The organism is Aquamicrobium terrae (assembly GCF_052978165.1).
This window is the reverse complement of the sequence record NZ_JBRKLZ010000002.1, coordinates 854,565-872,635: the sequence shown is the minus strand read 5'-3', so window position 1 is coordinate 872,635 and position 18,071 is coordinate 854,565. Positions and strand designations below refer to the sequence as shown.

Below are 18,071 nucleotides of genomic sequence, written 5' to 3'. Positions count from 1 at the left end.
ATATCCATACATCGCCCACCTGTGCGGTGGACTCTCCGGTGGGACCAGGCGAGCAAGAGAAACTAGGGTCCGGACCCAATAACGGGGTTCCCCCTGCCAGCCAGATCGTGATTTACTGCCTCATCGAGGAGGCGGTTATATGGGTGATTTCTTTTGGTTTTCCGATACGCAGTGGGCTCGGATCGAGCCGCTGCTTCCGACCGACGTGCGCGGCAAGCCTCGCGTAGATGATCGCCGTGTGCTGAGTGGCATCGTCCATGCTCTGCGCTGCGGCGGCCGTTGGGCCGACTGCGCCGATGTCTATGGACCGAAGAAGACGCTTTATAACCGGTTCGTTCGCTGGTCCGAACGCGGCATATGGGAGGGCATATTCAGCGCGCTGGCGGGAGCAGCAGATGCGCCGGACCGGTTGTTTATCGATAGCTCCTGCATCAAGGTCCACCGCTGTGCGGGTGGCGGAAAAGGGGGGCCTTGGCCCATGGTATCGGCCGCACGAAAGGCGGACGAAACACCAAGCTCCATGCCGTCTGTGACGAGAAGGGCCGCCCCTGCGTCCTGCTCCTGACGCCCGCAAACGTGCACGATTGCAAGGTCGCACAGCTTTGTATCGAGGCGATGCCGCCGTCCGCCGAACTCGTCGCTGACAAAGGATATGATAGCCAGGCGCTACGGGAATGGCTGGTCGAGCGTGGCACCGAGCCCGTCATTCCGCCCCGCAAGAACCGTAAGGTCCAGTACGACTATGACCGCGCTGTCTACAAGCAGCGCAACATTGTCGAGCGCATGTTCTGCCGCTTCAAAGACTGGCGACGCATCGCAACCCGTTTCGACCGCAACGTCAAAAACTTCATGGGCGCTATCAGCCTCGCCGCCGCCGTCATATGGTGGCTGTAGTGAGTCCGGACCCTAATACGATCGATAAGCATTGAACGAAGAAGGCCCATGAAGTCACGAGCTCCATACCGTCGAAATTCGACGCTATCCCAGCCACGAACAGTCTGGTGCAACTCTGCATTCTAGCGCGTCATCGCAGCAGGCGGTGAGACAAGGCTCGGTCTTTATACGACGGCCAAGCTCTGCGGTACGATGCCTAGAACGTCGAAAAGGACTTCGGGGCCTCTGCTGAAGTTTTGGTGCACTCTTCAATGGCTTGGCGGATCGGCCACGAGGGTAAAAGCGGTTTCGATTGCGGCGATGGCGTAGGAGTGCGAGGCATCAAGCGGTTTGATTTGCGCCACCGGACAGGTCTAACCAGAGCCCGTCCCGTATGTTCATCGAACCGCGATGGTGGCGGAGGATGTGTAGCCCACGCCATAGACGCCGCCGGCCGTCGTTGCGGTTTCCGCTGATCGAGGCGTTGCCCCGATCAAACCGCCTTCCGGTATGGTCGTGTTGCCATAGGAATTGCTGCCTGCCAGGGGCGGGGTCCAAGGCCAGTCTTTACAAGGTCTGCGGCTGCGGCCGCACCCGCAATGTTATGTGTCCGCTGCGCCGAGGCACGAAGCCGGTGGTGATGTTCGGCAGACACCAGTACGAACTGGCGCCTATTGCAGAGAGGGGCGGGCTCTGTTAGGAAAAGTTGAATTTTCTACTCATATTAGTTGTCATGTTGGCGCGATCGCAACGCTGGTACGCTGTGTTGGTTGAGACGACGAGAACATCAAAATGGCCGGCAAGCGGCCCGTCGTCGCCAGAGGCGGATGTGAGGATCTGCGTTCGATGACGGACGTCGAGACCCGGCACTGCCTCTATCTCGCCCACCGTGCGGCGTTGATCGATTATGCGACGCCGATCCTCGGCTCGCGCGAGGCTGCGGAAGACATCGTGCAGGATGCTTATCTGCGATTTGCACCGGCCCGCACCCGCATCGGCGCGCCCGAACAGACCCTTGCCTATCTTTACCGGACCGTGCGCAACCTTGCTTTCGATGTGCTCAAGCGCCGCAAGATCGAACAGCGTGAGACCGGCAATGATACCCCGTTCTGGGCGCTGCCACGCGAGGGTCAGACACCGGAACAGGCGCTGCTTTTCTGCGACCAGATTCGCATCGTATCGGACGCGCTTTCCGCCCTCCCGCAAGAAATGCGGGTGGCGGTGGAGATGTACCGGTTCGGCGACTTCACACTGGAGGAAGTCGCCGCCCATCTCGGCATTTCCGTGGCCACTGCCCACCGCCATGTCCGTACGGCCATGGTCAGGGTGGCCGCGCAACTCGACCGCTCCTGACGCCTTGTCGCCTGTCCCCATGAAAAAAAATCGCGGGCTGGTCGTCTTTGGCTATGAACCGGGTAAGAACAGGTACAACGACACACCGCGACAGGAATGACCTTGGGCGACGAGTACGAGACAGACCCCTTGCTGGAAGAAGCGGCGGAGTGGCTGCTGCACCTTCAGGAATCGCCGCATGATCCTGCACTGACGGGACGGTTCGAGGCATGGCTCGCCCGCTCTCCCGAACATGCGCGGGCCTGGGAAAAAATGCGCCGGTCGTGGCAGTTGATCGGTGAGGTGGCACCGGCCCATGAAACGTCATGGCGCAAGGATGGCAGGAAGGCCACTAGCCCGGCGATGCCGACCCCCTATGACCGGCCGAGGCACGCCACCTCGCATCGGCGAGGGCGGCCAAACTGGCACCAGCGCTTCGCCGGGATGGCGGCCATTGCGGCCTGCGCCGTTTTCCTCGTCTTCGCCGCCCCTTCCTTCCTTCTGCGGTTCGATGCCGACCATATGACGGGGACGGCGGAAAGTCGCGTCGTCACCCTCGAGGATGGCTCGACCGTCACGCTGGGCGCCGGCAGCGCCATCGCGGCGAATATCGGCACCGCAGGTCGGCACGTGAGCCTGCTGGGCGGCGAAGCCTTCTTCGAGGTGGCGCATGATGCCGGCCGTCCCTTCACCGTCGAAGCCGGCGAGGTGACGGTATCGGTGCTTGGCACCGCCTTCGACATGCAGCTTTCGGCCGTCACGGCCATGGTGCAGCTTGCCGAGGGATCGGTCGACGTCAGCTATGAACGCGATGGCCGGACGGGCGCGGCGCGCCTTGCTCCGGGCGAGATGGTACGGATCGACCGACGCACCGGTGACATCTCCCGCAACGCCATTGCGCAGGACGAAATCGCTGCCTGGCGCAACGGCCAGTTGTTCGTCAGTGATGCCTCCATCGGCGCCGTGGTCGAGCAATTGCAGCGCTATCACCCGGCATGGATCAAGGTGGTCGACGGTGATTTGGCCGACCAGCGCGTCACCGGCCTCTACGACCTGCGCGATCCGGACAGGGCCCTGCGCGCCCTTGTCCAGCCCTACGGCGGGCATGTGCACGCGCTTTCGCCCTATCTGCGGGTGCTGTCGCGCTTCTGAAATTTTCTGCCTTCCGTCAAAAAATCCGGCCCGACCTGAAAAAAATTTGCGCGCCGATCGTCTCTACCTCCGGAAGCGCATGGCCAGACCATGCGCCAGGCACTGGAGACTGGGCTGGATGGGCTCGCACACATATCGTGGAAAACGAAACACAGGCACGCGCAACCGGTTCGCCGGCGCCGGGCGGCTTCTGGCGACCACTGCCCTGATCGGGCTCGGCGCCCTGGCGTTGCAGGGGCAGCATGCCGCCGCGCAGACGGCCACATCGGCGGGGGCGGCGCGCGCCTTCAACATCCCGGCCCAGCCCCTTGCCAGCGCGCTCAACGCTTTTGGCCGCCAATCTGGCCTGCAGGTGACGCTTGCCGCCGCAACCTCGCAGGGCGTCACCTCGCAGGCCGTCAACGGCAGCTTCACGCCGCAGCAGGCGCTGGCCCGGATGCTTGAGGGAACCGGAATCCCGTTCCGCATCACCGCCGACCGCACCGCCGTCATCGGCCGGTCGGAAGCCTCCGGCGCAGCACCGGCCTCGACAGACGGCGCGCTGATGCTCGAAACCATCGACGTGCAAGGCAGAGGAGGCAGCGGTGCCTTTGGCGATTACAGCCCTGCCTCGTCTTCGCCTACCGCGATGAAGCTCGATCTTGCTCCGCGTCAGACGCCCGCCACCGTCAACACGGCCAATGCCCAGCTCATCGCCGAGAAGGGCGACGAGACGATCTACGAGGTTTTCGAGAACTTCGCCGGCGTCACCAGCCAGGGCAATAATTCCGATACCGGCTCCAACGTCGCGCGCAGCATATTCGTGCGCGGTTTTGACGTCTCGGGCGACGGCCCCGTGCTCATCAACGGTCAGCGCCTTTACAACAACGGCACCAATTTCCGGTCCACCGCGGCGCTGGAACGTGTCGAGCTTCTCAGGGGTGCCGCAGGCATTTACTACGGCGCTTCGCAGCCGGGTGGCGTCTTCAACTACGTCTACAAGCAACCGCTGGAGATACCGCAATACAGCGCCACCGGACGTTTTGACAGCTTTGGCTCCTACGGCCTGACCCTGGATGCCACCGGACCCATCGATGAAGCCAATACGCTGCGCTATCGGGCGATCGGCGACTTCGTGCGCAACGAGAGCGAGGTCGACCGAATCTATGAGCAGCCTATCGGCGGCATGCTGGCCCTTGAATGGGAGCCGAGCGCCGATTTCAAGACCAACTTCACCTACGAGATCACCGACACCTCCGGGGTGCCGCAGCGGAACGACAACATCCGGGTCAACGGGCAGTTTCTCGACGTACCGCGCGATTTCTTCTGGGGCCACACCAACGATTATGTCGACATCCGCCAGCATACCGCGATCCTGGAAAACAACTGGCGCGCCACCGACTGGCTGAACATACGCACCTATCTTGCCTACCAGACGAGCGACCAGGAGCACCTGACCACACGCATCGGGGGGCGGGGTCCTACGCTGCCCAACACGCTGACGAGCGTGGGGCGCACCGTGCATGCGGGCATCTCGGATGATGATTCCCTTTCGGCCGGTGTCGATGTCAGCGGCGAGTTCGACACCGGTTCCTTCAATCACCAATGGCTGGCCGGTTATGGCTATGCCCGTGGCTCCTCCTATGGCGGCGTCGCCCAATGCAGCACGGGTGGCACCGGAACCTGCGCGGCCATCGCGCCGACGGCGCTCGACCCGACCAACCACACCCCCGGCGCCTACGCGTTCCGCGACCAGCTCTTCGGGCTGATCGGCACGCAGCGCAACGGCATGACCGATTCGACCTCTACGGATCACAATCTTTACGTTCAGGATCTGATCACCCTGCCCAATGACAGGACGAAGCTGCTGCTCGGCGTCGGCTTTACGGCGGCGGACCGGGAAAGCTATGCGCGCAGGACAGATACGGGCGCTGTCACGGAGAGCGCGCTCGACGCCTCGCATGTCACGCCGCGCCTTGCCATCACCCACGATCTGACCGACACGACCACGCTTTATGCGAGCTACAGCCAGTCGTACTACCCGCAGCTCCATATCAATCCGGACAATGCGATCCTGGACAAACCGCAAGTGGGCGAGCAGTACGAGGTCGGCTTCAAGAGTGAGCTCTTCGACGGCAACGCCCTGCTTACGGTGGCGCTCTACCAGCTTGAGAAGGAGAATGTGCTGCGTTCCCATCCCGATCCGGATATGGCCGATTTGGGTTATCGGATCAGCAACGGCCTTGAGCGGGCACGCGGCGTCGAAGTCGAACTGACCGGCGCGGTCACGTCGTGGTGGGATGCGCGGCTGGCCTATGCCTATACGGACACCGAGATCGTCAAGGCCGATAGCCGGCAGGGCGAGCGTTTCGCCTATGTCTCCGATCACAGCCTGTCATTGTGGAACCGTTTCAGGGTGTATGGTGATATCCAGGATGCCGGCGAGTGGAGCCTGGGTGCCGGTGTAACGGCCTACAGCGACTTCGACGACTCCTCGGGCAACAGGATGCCCGGCTACGCCATTGTCGATGCCGGCCTGTTCTACGAGCGTGAGTTCGCAAATGGAACGCGCTTCAAGGGCGGCTTCCGGATCGATAATCTGTTCGACAAGGTCTATTACGACCGGCGCTCGACTGCGGACAGCATAACCTATGGCGATGGGCGCAAGTTCTCGCTCTCGCTCAGCACGACCTTCTGAGCCATGATCGGAAAGGAACCGAACCGCATGCGTCCGCACACGCTTTCCATCGCCTGTGCGGCTGTGGTGTTTTCCACTGCATTCGCGCACGCCTTCGCCGCGGCCGTCGATCTGTCCGGCGAAACGCCCTATCCGCAGCTTTACCAGCCGTCGGAACCCGTTGGCACGGCACCGGCCGGGCGGGACGTGGTGCTGCTGGGTGCCGATCTGGTCGAGATCGCCGTGGCGCTCGGCGCGGCGGACCGCGTCCTCGCACGCCCGGCCGATATCGAACTGCCCGGCATCGACGACACGCCGCACAAGGTGCGCGAATGGGCGGGCGTGGAAGGCGTTCTGGCCATGCGCCCGCAACTGGTCGTCGGCTCGACGGTGATCAACCAGCGCCTGCTCGACGGACTGGCAGGTCTCGGCATACGCACCGACCTGATCGACCGCACGCTGCCCGCCACGGAGAAAGTATCGCGGCTCGCCGCTCTGCTGGGGTTGGAGGAGCGTGGCGAGAAGCTGATCGTTGCCATGGAAGCCGACTACAAGGCTATCGAACCGGTGACGGTCGACGGACGGCCGCTGCGCATCGTCCATGCCTCCAAGATGGGGGCCGGCACCAGCTTCACGGCCGGCGGCGCGGAGACGGCCGTGCACAATCTCATCCTGCGGGTCGGCGCGCTCAATGCCGCCGCCGAGGTCGGCCGCGACCGCTACAGGCCCGTCACGCCGGAAGGCATGATCCTGATGGCCCCGGACGTCATCCTCATCTCCGAAAAGGAACTGCCGGCCTTCGGCGATCTCGACGGCATCTGGGACGCCTATCCCGGCATCGCCCTGACGCCGGCCGGCCGCAACCGCAACGTCATCGTCATGCGCGAATTGCATGTGCGGGCGGACGCCACTTCCTCCGGCATCGCCACGCGTGCGTTGTCGCGCGCCCTGCACGAGATGTTCCCGTGAGCACGACACAGGCTGGCAGGCTGGCGCGACCGGCCGACCGCACGCCGCTGATCGCGCTCGGCATGGGCGTTTGCCTCTTCCTCGCTTTCTTCGCCTCGATCGCCATCGGGGCCGTGTCGCTGTCGCCGGGCGACGTGTTCGACGCCGTGGTCTCGCGCTTCGGTTCGGCTCCGCTCGACCAGACCGCCGCCCTCAACCAGGCCGTGGTGTGGGACCTGCGGCTGGCGCGGGTGCTCACCGCCGTCATCGTCGGGGCCAGCCTCGCCACCTGCGGCGCGGCCATGCAGGGCCTGTTCGGCAACCCGCTGGCCGATCCGGGCATCGTCGGCGTCTCCAGCGGCGCCTCGCTCGGCGCCATCATGGTCGTGGTGTTGCAGATCTCGACCTTCGGCATGTGGACGCTGCCGGTGGGCGCGTTCCTCGCCGGTACCGGCACCACCTTCGTCATCTACGCGCTGGCGCGGCCCGGGCAGGAAGGCAGCGACAATTCCAAGCTGCTGCTGGTCGGTATCGCCGTCAACGCCATCGGCGGTGCCTTCGCCGGCTATCTCACCTATCTCGCCACCGCCGACCAGTTGCAGAGCCTCACCTTCTGGTCGATGGGCTCGCTGTCGAGCGCCAAGTGGGTCACCGTCGCCATATCCGCCCCACCCACGATCGTCGGCATAGCGCTGCTTTATCGCTGGGCCCGCCCGCTGGATCTTCTGGCGCTGGGCGAGCGGCAGGCGCGCCATCTCGGTGTCGATGTGACGGTGCTGCGCCGCAAGCTCATCTTCGTCACCGCCCTGCTTGTGGCGGCGGCCGTCTCGTTCAACGGCACCATCGGCTTCGTCGGCCTCGTGGTGCCGCATCTCTTCCGGCTGATGATCGGCCCGGCGCACCGGCTGCTCATTCCCTTTTCCGCCGCCGGCGGCGCGCTTCTGGTGATGCTGGCCGATCTTGCCGCACGCACGCTCGATCCGCCCTCCGAAGTGCCCATCGGCGTGATCATGGGCTCGCTCGGCGGCCCGTTCTTCCTGTGGATGATCTACCGCAGCCGCAGGTTCGGGATCGCGCCGACATGATCGACATTCGCAACGTCACGGTCACCGTCGGCACGCGCAACCTGCTGGAAGACGTGTCGGCCCGCTGCGGTGCCGGCACGCTGACGGCGCTGGTCGGCCCCAACGGTGCCGGCAAGTCCACCCTGCTTTCCGTCATTGCCGGCGACCGCAAGCCGGACAAGGGCACGGTCGAACTGGCCGGCAAGGCTGTGTCGGCTCACTCGGTGCGCGAGCTGGCGCAGATCCGTTCCGTCTTCCCGCAGGGTTCGGTGATCCGCTTCGGCTATACGGTCGAGGAGGTCGTCGGTATGGGCCGCGCCTTTCGCGACTTGCCGCCCGACGAGGACGAGCGCGCGGTGTTCGATGCCATGAGCGCTTCCGAGATCGAGCACATGGCGTTCCGCAACGCCCAGACGCTGTCCGGCGGCGAACAGGCGCGCACCACCTTCGCGCGCGTCGCGGCACAGGCAACGCCGGTCGTTCTGCTGGACGAGCCGACCGCCGCGCTCGACCTGCGTCATCAGGAGCGCGTGCTTGCCATGGCACGCGACATGGCCGCGAACGGCACCACCGTCGTCGCTGTCCTCCACGACCTCAATCTCGCCGCCGCCCATGCCGACAAGATCGTGCTTCTGTCGCAAGGCCGCGTCGCCGCCGACGGCGCGCCGTGGGAAGTGTTGCGGCAGGACCTGATCGAAGACGTCTACCGGCAGGACGTGCGCATACTGGAGCATCCGGTGCGCGGCTGCCCGGTCGTGCTCACCACCTGAAACCAAGGAGCCTCCCATGACCTGCACCCTGCACCGGGCCGATGTTGTCGCCACCCTCAAGCGCGAGCATGCCGCCGCCCGCTCCATGCGCGAGGCGCAGATTGCGGAGCCGCGCGACGAAAACAGCCCACCTGTGCACACACTGGATTTCCGCACTTCCGAACGGCACAAGACAAACTATCTGTCGATCGGGCCGCGCATGGGCCGCTTCCTCTATGCCTCGGCACGCGCCATCAATGCCCGCAACATCGTCGAGTTCGGCACCTCCTTCGGCATTTCCACGCTTTATCTCGCCGCAGCCGCCGCCGACACCGGCGGCAAGGTGACCGGCTCCGAGTTCCATCAGAACAAGGTGGAGAAGGCGCGCGCCAATCTCGCCGACGCCGGGCTTGCCGCACTTGCCGAAGTCCGCCCCGGCGATGCGCTCCGCACCCTCGCCGATGTGGAGGGGCCGATCGACCTGCTGTTCCTCGACGGGGCGAAGGACCTCTACATCGAAATCCTGAAGATGCTGGAGGACAGGCTCCGTCCCGGTGCGCTGGTCATTGCCGACAACGCCGACCATCTGCCGCAGGACGAAGGCTTCTTCGCCTATGTCGGCGATTCGAGCCCGCGCTACCTCACCACGCTGCTCGGCTTCCACAAGGGGCTGGCCAGCCAGTCCGTCGTGCTTTCCTGAAACTTGCACAAGGCAGATATCATGGATCAACAGACAGAACCGACCGCACGCAAACGGCCTCCCTTGCCCGAATGGACGCTGGAAGTGGTCGAAGCCTTCGACGTCACGCCGCGCATGCGCCGCGTGGTGCTCACCGGCGACAAGCTGGATGCGATGAGCTACCGGCCCGGTCAGGCGCTGGTGCTGGCCATGCCGCAGCCGGAAGGCGGTACCGGGCGGCGTGACTACACCATTCGCAGCTTCGACAAGGCAAGACGGCAGCTTGCGATGGACTTCGTGCTGCATGGCGATACACCTTCGCCGAGTTGGGCGCGCCATGCGGCAGCGGGCGATGTCCTTCAGGTTCGGGGCCCGCGCGGGCGCACCGTGATCCACGAAGCCGCCGACTGGCACCTGTTCTGCGGCGACGAGACCTGCCTGCCGGCGATCCTCCACATGCTGGAAACCCTGCCGGAAAATGCAAGGGTTCATGCTTTTCTCGAAGTCGGTGGGTCCGACGATCACCAGAAAGTGCCGGAGGTCTTCGCCGCATCCGTGACATGGGTTCATCGCGACGGGACAAAACCCGGACCGAACACGCTGCTGCTCGACCGGCTGGCCGGTTTCGAGCTGCCGCAAGGTCATGGCCATGCCTATGTCATCGGCGAGACCAGCAATGTGCGCGCCCAGCGCCGCCACCTGATCGAGCGCGGCATGGACAAGGTGCAGATCTCGTCGGAAGGCTACTGGCGTCCCGGCCGCATCGGCGGCCACGATCACGTCGACGACTGACCAGATCGCCTGCTCGCTCCAGCGTCAGCCCACCGAGCAACCGGCAAGAACGGGCCTGTCCGGCGACAGCGCATCGGCCACCGCCAGCATGGTGTTTCGATAGAGGCCTCGGTGGTGAGCAGATATTCTTCTGTCTCGAAGCCTTGCGGCGGCAGCGACTTGCCGTGCCATGGCATGTCGAAGGCGAAGAAGCAGTGCGCAAAGGTAAGCTCAGCATCGTTGAGGACATGCCGCCACCGGCGCGTGTCGGGCCGGGTCATTGCGCCCGGCACAAATCTCCCGTTCGCCTTGACCAAAAATGAATTTCGGATTACGTATGACGAAAATTGAAAATCGTCAGTAATCATAAAAGCAGATCGATCACGATGGACATGGCAGAAGCCGCACAGGATTCCGCACGGCAGGAAAACATCGAGCGCATTCTGGAGACAGCCGAGCGGCTGTTTCGCCACTATGGCTACAACAAGACCACGGTTGCCGATATCGCACGCGAACTCGGCATGTCGCCGGCCAATGTCTATCGCTTCTTCGCCTCCAAGGAGCAGATTCACCAGGCAATCTGCGGTCGCATGCTGACGGCCAGCCTTGAGCTCAACCGGTCCATCGCCGCTCAGCCGCTTGGCGCGGCCGAGCGTCTGCGCCGCTGTGTTTTGGCGCAGAACAAGCTGACGGTGGAGACGATGCTGGACGAGCAGAAGGTGCACGAGATGGTGATCGTCGCCATCGAGCGGGACTGGCACGTGATCGACAAATATATCGACCAGCTTCACCTCATCTATGCCGACCTCATAGAGGAAGGCATCAAGACCGGCGAATTCGCCAAGCAGGATGCGGCCCTCGCCGCACGCTGCTTCGGGGCCGCATTGGTCACCCTGTGCCACCCCCAGCAGGTGGCGCAATGCCTGATGAAGGAAAACCGGGCAACGGCCGAACAGCTGGTCGATTTCGCAATCCAGGCATTGAAATAAGCGCGTTTGCGCGTTCGCAGACTGTCCGAACTCTTACAGGAGCATGAACGATGTTTTCGTTCAGGGATGTCAGAAGCGTTTCCCGTCCTCTCGCCACGCTGGGCCTGCTCGGCCTCCTTGCGGTGTCGGTTTCCGCCTGCAGCGAGGCCAAGACGGAGCCCGTCGCCACCGTCCGGCCGGTCAAGGTGGTCGAGATCGCAAGGGCAGACACGACGCGCGAGTTTCAGTATTCCGGCACGGTCAAGGCGCGCACGGAAATGAACCAGGGTTTTCGCGTTGCAGGCAAGATCGTCGAGCGGCTCGTCGACATCGGCGACCGCGTGCAATCCGGGGATACTCTGGCCCGCATCGATCCGACCGATTATGCGCTTGCCGTCAAGACCGCCGAGGCCAACCTTTCGGCGGCCGAGAAGCAGGTCGAGACCGTTCGCCTGATGCAGAAGCGCGCAGAGGAACTTTTCGGCAAGAAATTCGCATCGCAGGCGCAGCTTGACGAGGCCCAGCTCGGTTACCAGCAGGCGCTCGCCGCGCGTGATGCGGCCTCGTCCTCGCTCCAGCAAGCGAAAAACCAGGTTGCCTACACCGATCTGAAGGCGGACAGGAAAGGCATTGTCACGATGATCGGCGCCGATACCGGTCAGGTCGTCGGCGTCGGCACGCCGGTGGTGACCGTTGCTGTCGACGGCGAGAAGGAAATCCAGATCGCCGTTCCGGAAACCGAGATTTCCCACTTCAGGCCGGGCCAGACCGTCAATGTCGGCTTCTGGACCGACGACCGGTTGCGGCTTCCCGGCAAGGTGCGGGAGGTTGCCGGCAGCGCCGACCCGCAGTCGCGCACATTCTCCGTACGCATCAGCCTGACCGACGATCCGCGCGTGCTGCTAGGCATGACGGCGACTGTGGCGGCAACCGTGCCCACCAGCCAGTTGCTGGCTACGGTCCCGCTCGAGGCGCTGGCCAAGAAGGACGGCAACACCATCGTCTGGGTGGCGGACCGCGCCACCTCGACCGTGCATCCGCGCGTTGTAACGGTCACCGATTTCGCGCCCGACGGCGTGCGTGTCGCGCAGGGCCTGCAGCCGGGCGATCTGGTGGTCGCCGCCGGTACGCAGTTCATGACGGAAAACCTAAAGGTAAAGCTGCCGGGCCTCGCTGTTTCGCAGGCGGAAGAACCTGTCTCCACACAGGCGACCAGCGCCCTTCGCTGAAACGACCCCGGCCGAACAACCAGAAGAGGCGGTCATGACGACCTCCACCGACGACAAAAAGCCGTTCAACCTGTCCCGCTGGGCGATCGGTCACCCGAGCATCGCGCGCTTCCTCGTCGGGCTGATCATCGTCGCGGGCGCGCTCGGCCTGCTGCGCATGGGCCAGCGCGAGGATCCGGAATTCACCTTCCGCGTCATGGTCGTGCAGGCGGTGTGGCCCGGTGCCTCCCTGCAGGATATGGAAGACCAGGTCGTCAACAAGATCGAGCGCAAGCTGCAGGAAACGCCGCATCTCGACTTCGTGAGATCCTATTCGCGCGCCGGCAGCGCCGTCATCATGGTGCAGGTCAAGGGCGATACCAACGCCGCGCAGGTGGAAGATGCCTTCTATCAGGTGCGCAAGAAGGTGGGTGACATCCGCAGCGAACTGCCGTCCGGCCTGCTCGGCCCCTATTTCAACGACGAGTTCGGCGATACCTTCATTACCCTGCATTCGATCAGCGGCGACGGCTACAGCTATCCGGAACTCAAGCAATTCGCCGTCCAGGCGCGCGACATGCTGCTGACGACGCCGGGTGTCGAGAAAGCCGTCATCATCGGTGACCAGCCGCAGGTCATCTATATCGACGTCTCGTCCAAGGCCCTGGCCGAGCGCGGGCTGACCCTGGTCGATCTGCAAAACGCCATCAAGGGCCAGAACACGGTCGATCCGGCCGGCACGGTGGACACAGGCTCGCGCTCTGTGCGCATTTCCGTCGAGGGCGACGTGAAGCGGGCCGAGGACATACGCGAGTTGCGCCTGCGCAGCGGCGGCCAGGTCATTCGGCTCGGCGATATCGCCACGGTGACTTCAGGCCTCCAGGACCCGGAACAGCGTAAATATCGCTTCAACGGTCACGACAGCGTGCAGGTCGGCGTGGTGATGGCGAAAGGTTTCAACGTCACCGACGTGGGTGCCGCGGTGGACGAAACCTACAAGCGCTTCGAGGGTTCGCTACCTTATGGCGTCGCTGTCGACCAGATCGCCAACCAGCCGCATGTGGTTACGGATGCCATCGGCGAGTTCATGCGCGTGCTGGGCGAAGCGCTGGTGATCGTGCTTGCCGTCTCGTTCCTGTCGATCGGCTGGCGGTCCGGGCTTGTGATCGCCATCGCCATACCGCTGGTGCTGGCCACCACCTTCGCCATCATGTACGAACTCGGCATCGATCTGCAGCGCATCTCGCTCGGCGCGCTCATCATTGCGCTCGGCCTGCTGGTGGACGATGCCATGATCGTCGTGGAACTGATGGAGCGCAAGCTGGAGGAGGGGCTGGACAAGCTTGACGCCGCCACCTTCGCCTACAGATCCACCGCCTTTCCGATGCTGACCGGCACGTTGATCACCACGGCCGGCTTCATCCCGGTCGGCTTCGCCGCTTCGGCCGCCGGCGAATATGTGCGCACGCTGTTTTACGTGGTCGGCATCGCGCTGGTGGTGTCGTGGTTCGTGGCGGTCTATTTCACACCCTGGCTCGGCCACATGCTGCTCAGGCAGCGCCAGCACGCCGGCGGGCATCGTGACGTGTTCGACACAGGCTTCTATCGCCGTCTCGGCGCCACCATCGGCTGGGCGGTGCGCCATCGCATCCTGGTGCTGGCGCTGACCCTGGCGACGTTTGTCGCCAGCCTGTGGTCGTTCCAGTTCATTCCGCAAAACTTCTTCCCGCAGTCGGAGCGCCCGGAAATCCTCGTTGACCTGTGGCTGCCCGAAGGCACCTCGATCAGGGAGGTCGAGAAGCAGGCGAAGGCGCTCGAGGCCAGGATGATGGACGATCCCGACAAGCGGTTCATCGCCACCTATATCGGCGAAGGCGCGCCACGCTTCTTCCTGCCGCTCGACCAGCAGCTTGCCAACCCGAATTTCGCGCAGCTTCTGGTCATGGCCAGGGACGAGCCGGCGCGCGAACGGCTTATCGTCAAGCTGCGCTCTATCCTCGCCGAGGATTTTCCGGCGATCCGCGCCAAGGTCGACCGCCTGTTCCTCGGCCCGCCGACCGGCTGGCCGGTGCAGATGCGGGTGATGGGGCCGGATCGGCAGGAGGTTCGCCGCATCGCCGATGAGGTCAAGGCGCGCTTTGCTGCCGATCCGCTGCTTTCGGCCGTGCATGACGACTGGCTGGAGCCGGTGCCTGCAATGAAGCTGGTGATCGACCAGGACCGGGCGCGTGCGCTTGGCGTGACCTCGCAGCGCGTACGCCAGATGCTGCAGGCCGCGATGTCGGGCGCACCGCTCGACAGTTTCCGCGATGGCGAAGAAACCGTGTCGATCATGGCCCGCGAGCCGGACGGAAACCGCTCTCTGCTGTCGGCCGTCAATTCCGTCTATGTGCCGACCGACTTCGGCGGCTTCGTGCCCGTCTCGCAGATCGCCAAGGTCGAGCCCGTGCTGGAGCAGGGGATCGAATGGCGGCGCAACCGGCTGCCCACCATTTCAGTGCGCGCGACGCTGCCGGACGGCGTGCAGTCGAACGACGTCGTCATGCGCCTCTACAACGAAATGGCGGACCTGCGCGCCGAACTGCCGGCGGGCTACAAGGTCGAAGTGCAGGGTGGCGCCGAGGATTCGGCCGAAAGCCAGGCATCCATCGCCGCCAAGGCGCCGATCATGCTGGCCATCATCGTAATGCTCCTGATGGTTCAGTTGCAGCACTTCGGCAAATCCATGCTGGTGCTGGCCACCGGACCGCTCGGCATCATCGGCGCGGCATTGGCGCTCCTGATCAGCGGCGCACCGTTTGGCTTCGTCGCCATCCTCGGCGTCATCGCCCTGCTCGGCATCATCATACGCAACTCGATCATCCTCGTCGATCAGATCGACCAGAACATCGCTGCCGGCATGGCACGAACAGAGGCGATCGTCGGCGCAGCCGTAAGCCGCTTCCGGCCGATCATGCTGACGGCGCTGACGGCGGTCCTGGCGCTGATCCCAATCTCGCGCGGCGTGTTCTGGGGGCCTCTCGCCTATGCGATGATGGGCGGCATCCTGGTGGCGACGGTTCTTACCGTGCTGGTGCTGCCCGCAGGCTATGCGCTGTTCTTCGGCCGCGAACCCAAGACGAAGGCGAGTACCCCGGAGCACGAACAGGTCCGATCCGACGCCGGTGCAATCGATCGTCCCGAGGCATTCGCCGCGGAATGAAAGAGAAGGCCGGCATAAGGCTCAGCAGCACCTGCGCGGCATGGGCCAGTTGCTAGCCTGGCATGGTCTCCGTCGTCCACGCCTGTCCGGGGCGCGATCTGGCAAAGTCGCCGGCGACCTCGCGCACCTTGTCGGCAACGAACTGGATAACTTTCTGGTGGGTTGACGACTGGTAGGTGGCGATGATCGGCATGGGCGGGAACCACTTGGCCACATCCATCTGGTGCAGCAGGCCCGATTTCAGCTCGCGCTCGATCGTCACGGTGGGAATAGCCGCGACTCCGAAGCCGTCGATCAGCAGGTTGATGATGGCGAACAGCGAATTCGAGCTGGTCATCTTCGAGGCGAGCACCCGCTCATCCTGAAAGTAGGGGGCGATCTGGCGGTAGGGCGGCGTGTCCTTGGGAAACGTCACGATCGGCATCTTTGCCAATTCGTCCACGTTGTAGGCCCTGTCCGGCTGGACCAGCTTGGGCGAGCCCGCCCAGGTCATCTGCCAGACGCAGGCGACGAAGCTGCGGAATCCATCACCGATCGCCGGGTCGAGACAAAAGATGAGGTCGAACTTGCCTTTTTCCATGTGCTCCACCAGTGCGGTGGTGGACTCGACTGTCAGTTCGATCCTGAGATTTGGGGCTTCCTTGTGCAGCGATTCCACCAGATGCGGCATCCAGGTGGAGGCGACCGAGTCGATCACGCCGATGCGGATGGTCGTCGTGGCGGAGTAGCCCTGCTTGAGCTCGCTGCGCAAGCCTTCCAGGTCGTCAATGACTTTCTGGAACACTTCCAGGACGCGCTCGCCTTCAGGTGTCAGCCGGAATTCGCGGTCGCCGCGATGCACCAGCCGGCAGCCGAACTCGGCTTCGAGCGCAGCCAGCCTGGTCGAGATGGCCGGCTGGGTCGTGTTCATCTCCTGGGCGGCGCGCCCGAAGTGGCGGTTTCGTGCCAGCACAAGGAAGGTGTTCAGGTCCAGGATACGCATGGCGTACCTTCTACCAGAAAAGCCTGCCGGCACCATGTCGTGGCCTGACAGTTCAGGCTTGGGTCATGACGTGGCGGACCTGCGTGTATTCGAGCAGCGACTGCATCGACAGATCGGAGCCGTAGCCCGAGTTCTTCATGCCGCCATGCGGCATCTCGGTGGCAAAGGAACCATGGGTGTTGACCCAGGTCACACCATATTCGAGCCGATCGGCCAGCGAGGCCGCCACCGCCGAATCGCGTGACCACACCGACGAGGCCAGCCCGTATTCGGAAGCATTGGCCCAGTCGAGCGCGGTCTCCACCGAGTCCACCGGCGTTATGGTCAGCACGGGTCCGAACACTTCCTTCTGCACGATCTCGGCCTCGAACGGCGCTGCGACCAGTGTCGGCGTGTAGAAGTAGCCCGGCTGGTCGGGCACCGTGCCGCCGACGATGATGTCGCAATCATCGTCATGGGCGCGGGAGACGAACCCGGCAACGCGATCGCGCTGGCGGGCGGTGATCAGCGGACCGAATTCGACATCGTCGCGTTCGGGTGCGCCGTAGACCAGCGTGCCGATCATTGCGGCCAGGCGCTCGGTGAGTTCGTCGGCGATGTCACGGTGAGCGAAGACGCGGCAGGCGGCGGTGCAGTCCTGGCCGGCATTGTAGAAGCTTGCCTCGCGCAGCGTCCCGACGAGGCTGTCGAGGTCGGCGTCGGGAGCGACGATGACCGGCGCCTTGCCGCCGAGTTCGAGATGGGTGCGCTTGATCATGCTGCCGGCCGCGGCGCGCAGCACGGCACGACCGGTGCCGACATCCCCGGTCAGCGAGATCATGCGGACAAGGTCATGCGAGATCAGCGCATTGCCGATGTCGGGGCCGTTGCCGCACACGACGTTGACGACGCCGGCGGGAAGCAGTTCGGCGAAGATCCCGGCCAGCGCCAGAAGGCTGAGCGGGGTGTGTTCGGAAGGCTTGATGACGACGGTATTGCCGGCCGCGATGGCAGGCGCGATCTTCCAGGCGGCCATCAGCAGGGGGTAGTTCCACGGAGCGATCTGGGCAATGACGCCGATCGGATCGCGGCGCATGACGCTGGTGCGCCGGGCGTCGCGGTAATTGCCGGCAGCGGTCGCTGGCATGTTGCGCACGGCGGTCGCGTAGAAGCGGAAGACATCGGCGACATTGGCCAGTTCCCCGGCATGGACAAAGCGCAGCGGCTTGCCGGCATTGCGCGATTCGATCGGCGCCAGCATGTCGGCCCTGGCCTCGATGGCGTCGGCAATCGCAAGGAGGGCGTGGCTGCGTTCCCTGGGTGTGGTGCGCGACCAACCTTTGTAAGCCAAAGCCGCCACGCGCACGGCCTCGTCGATCTGTGCCGGGGTGGCCGACTTGACCGAGGCCAGCGGTTTGCCGGTCGCTGGCTCGAAAGCCTGCTCGGCTTTACCCTGGCCTTCGACGAACTTGCCATTGATGAAAAGACGCGTTTCAAACCCGCTCATG

Annotated in this window: 14 protein-coding genes and 1 pseudogene; 12 read left to right on the top strand and 3 right to left on the bottom strand. The window is 64.2% G+C overall.

Translation table 11 applies throughout. The annotated features are described in order from the left end of the window. The first annotated feature begins 139 nt into the window (after positions 1-139). From ACVCNR_RS21295 to ACVCNR_RS21255, 9 genes are all read left to right on the top strand, one after another. Positions 140-894 (top strand): IS5 family transposase gene (locus tag ACVCNR_RS21295; RefSeq protein ID WP_447073368.1). Its coding sequence is split into 2 segments (ribosomal slippage): positions 140-472 and positions 475-894, totalling 753 coding nucleotides; the frame shifts between segments, so codons are not numbered across the junction. A gap of 825 nt (positions 895-1,719) precedes the next feature. Beyond that, on the top strand, positions 1,720-2,226 hold the full coding sequence (locus ACVCNR_RS21290; protein WP_447076388.1) for an RNA polymerase sigma factor: 507 nt from the start codon (positions 1,720-1,722) through the stop codon (positions 2,224-2,226). Between the two features lie 96 nt (positions 2,227-2,322). Further along, positions 2,323-3,357, top strand: coding sequence for a FecR family protein (locus ACVCNR_RS21285; RefSeq protein WP_447076387.1), 1,035 nt, complete (start codon positions 2,323-2,325; stop codon positions 3,355-3,357). Positions 3,358-3,475: 118 nt separating this feature from the next. Beyond that, complete coding sequence (locus ACVCNR_RS21280; RefSeq protein WP_447076386.1) at positions 3,476-6,034, top strand: TonB-dependent siderophore receptor; 2,559 nt, start codon at positions 3,476-3,478, stop codon at positions 6,032-6,034. A 27-nt stretch (positions 6,035-6,061) separates the two neighbouring features. After that, entirely contained in the window at positions 6,062-6,982 is a 921-nt protein-coding gene (locus tag ACVCNR_RS21275; protein ID WP_447076385.1) for an ABC transporter substrate-binding protein, read from the top strand. 62 nt (positions 6,983-7,044) lie between these two features. Beyond that, positions 7,045-8,046: a FecCD family ABC transporter permease gene (locus ACVCNR_RS21270; RefSeq protein ID WP_447076682.1), complete on the top strand. Its 1,002-nt coding sequence runs from the start codon at positions 7,045-7,047 to the stop codon at positions 8,044-8,046. Further along, entirely contained in the window at positions 8,043-8,795 is a 753-nt protein-coding gene (locus ACVCNR_RS21265) for a heme ABC transporter ATP-binding protein (protein WP_447076384.1), read from the top strand. The genes ACVCNR_RS21270 and ACVCNR_RS21265 overlap by 4 nt, the downstream gene beginning before the upstream one ends. A 16-nt stretch (positions 8,796-8,811) precedes the next feature. Further along, on the top strand, positions 8,812-9,474 hold the full coding sequence (locus ACVCNR_RS21260) for an O-methyltransferase (protein ID WP_447076383.1): 663 nt from the start codon (positions 8,812-8,814) through the stop codon (positions 9,472-9,474). Between the two features lie 21 nt (positions 9,475-9,495). Beyond that, complete coding sequence (locus ACVCNR_RS21255) at positions 9,496-10,245, top strand: siderophore-interacting protein (RefSeq protein WP_447076382.1); 750 nt, start codon at positions 9,496-9,498, stop codon at positions 10,243-10,245. A 27-nt stretch (positions 10,246-10,272) separates the two neighbouring features. Here the strand turns inward: ACVCNR_RS21255 and ACVCNR_RS21250 are convergent. After that, a pseudogene (locus ACVCNR_RS21250) lies at positions 10,273-10,493 on the bottom strand (alpha/beta fold hydrolase); the annotation flags it as partial. A 123-nt stretch (positions 10,494-10,616) separates the two neighbouring features. On the opposite strand from ACVCNR_RS21250, the gene ACVCNR_RS21245 reads away from it, so the two are divergent. From ACVCNR_RS21245 to ACVCNR_RS21235, 3 genes are read left to right on the top strand one after another with little or no spacing between them, the layout of a single operon-like run. Next, complete coding sequence (locus ACVCNR_RS21245; protein ID WP_447076681.1) at positions 10,617-11,213, top strand: TetR/AcrR family transcriptional regulator; 597 nt, start codon at positions 10,617-10,619, stop codon at positions 11,211-11,213. Positions 11,214-11,263: 50 nt separating this feature from the next. Then, positions 11,264-12,421 (top strand): efflux RND transporter periplasmic adaptor subunit, encoded by a 1,158-nt coding sequence (locus tag ACVCNR_RS21240; RefSeq protein ID WP_447076381.1) that lies wholly within the window; start codon positions 11,264-11,266, stop codon positions 12,419-12,421. A gap of 34 nt (positions 12,422-12,455) precedes the next feature. Then, positions 12,456-15,602 (top strand): efflux RND transporter permease subunit, encoded by a 3,147-nt coding sequence (locus ACVCNR_RS21235; protein WP_447076380.1) that lies wholly within the window; start codon positions 12,456-12,458, stop codon positions 15,600-15,602. A 52-nt stretch (positions 15,603-15,654) separates the two neighbouring features. Here the strand turns inward: ACVCNR_RS21235 and ACVCNR_RS21230 are convergent, their stop codons facing one another. Together ACVCNR_RS21230 and ACVCNR_RS21225 are read right to left on the bottom strand one after the other, a co-directional pair. After that, positions 15,655-16,584 (bottom strand): LysR family transcriptional regulator, encoded by a 930-nt coding sequence (locus tag ACVCNR_RS21230; protein WP_447076379.1) that lies wholly within the window; start codon positions 16,582-16,584, stop codon positions 15,655-15,657. A gap of 52 nt (positions 16,585-16,636) precedes the next feature. After that, positions 16,637-18,070: an aminobutyraldehyde dehydrogenase gene (locus ACVCNR_RS21225; RefSeq protein WP_447076378.1), complete on the bottom strand. Its 1,434-nt coding sequence runs from the start codon at positions 18,068-18,070 to the stop codon at positions 16,637-16,639. Between the last annotated feature and the right edge of the window lies 1 nt (position 18,071).

Coding starts and splice junctions, on each gene's coding strand:
- ACVCNR_RS21290 (WP_447076388.1), top strand. CDS start 1,720: ATGACGGACGTCGAGACCCGGCACTGCCTCTATCTCGCCCACCGTGCG.
- ACVCNR_RS21285 (WP_447076387.1), top strand. CDS start 2,323: ATGACCTTGGGCGACGAGTACGAGACAGACCCCTTGCTGGAAGAAGCG.
- ACVCNR_RS21280 (WP_447076386.1), top strand. CDS start 3,476: ATGGGCTCGCACACATATCGTGGAAAACGAAACACAGGCACGCGCAAC.
- ACVCNR_RS21275 (WP_447076385.1), top strand. CDS start 6,062: ATGCGTCCGCACACGCTTTCCATCGCCTGTGCGGCTGTGGTGTTTTCC.
- ACVCNR_RS21270 (WP_447076682.1), top strand. CDS start 7,045: ATGGGCGTTTGCCTCTTCCTCGCTTTCTTCGCCTCGATCGCCATCGGG.
- ACVCNR_RS21265 (WP_447076384.1), top strand. CDS start 8,043: ATGATCGACATTCGCAACGTCACGGTCACCGTCGGCACGCGCAACCTG.
- ACVCNR_RS21260 (WP_447076383.1), top strand. CDS start 8,812: ATGACCTGCACCCTGCACCGGGCCGATGTTGTCGCCACCCTCAAGCGC.
- ACVCNR_RS21255 (WP_447076382.1), top strand. CDS start 9,496: ATGGATCAACAGACAGAACCGACCGCACGCAAACGGCCTCCCTTGCCC.
- ACVCNR_RS21245 (WP_447076681.1), top strand. CDS start 10,617: ATGGCAGAAGCCGCACAGGATTCCGCACGGCAGGAAAACATCGAGCGC.
- ACVCNR_RS21240 (WP_447076381.1), top strand. CDS start 11,264: ATGTTTTCGTTCAGGGATGTCAGAAGCGTTTCCCGTCCTCTCGCCACG.
- ACVCNR_RS21235 (WP_447076380.1), top strand. CDS start 12,456: ATGACGACCTCCACCGACGACAAAAAGCCGTTCAACCTGTCCCGCTGG.
- ACVCNR_RS21230 (WP_447076379.1), bottom strand. CDS start 16,584: ATGCGTATCCTGGACCTGAACACCTTCCTTGTGCTGGCACGAAACCGC.
- ACVCNR_RS21225 (WP_447076378.1), bottom strand. CDS start 18,070: ATGAGCGGGTTTGAAACGCGTCTTTTCATCAATGGCAAGTTCGTCGAA.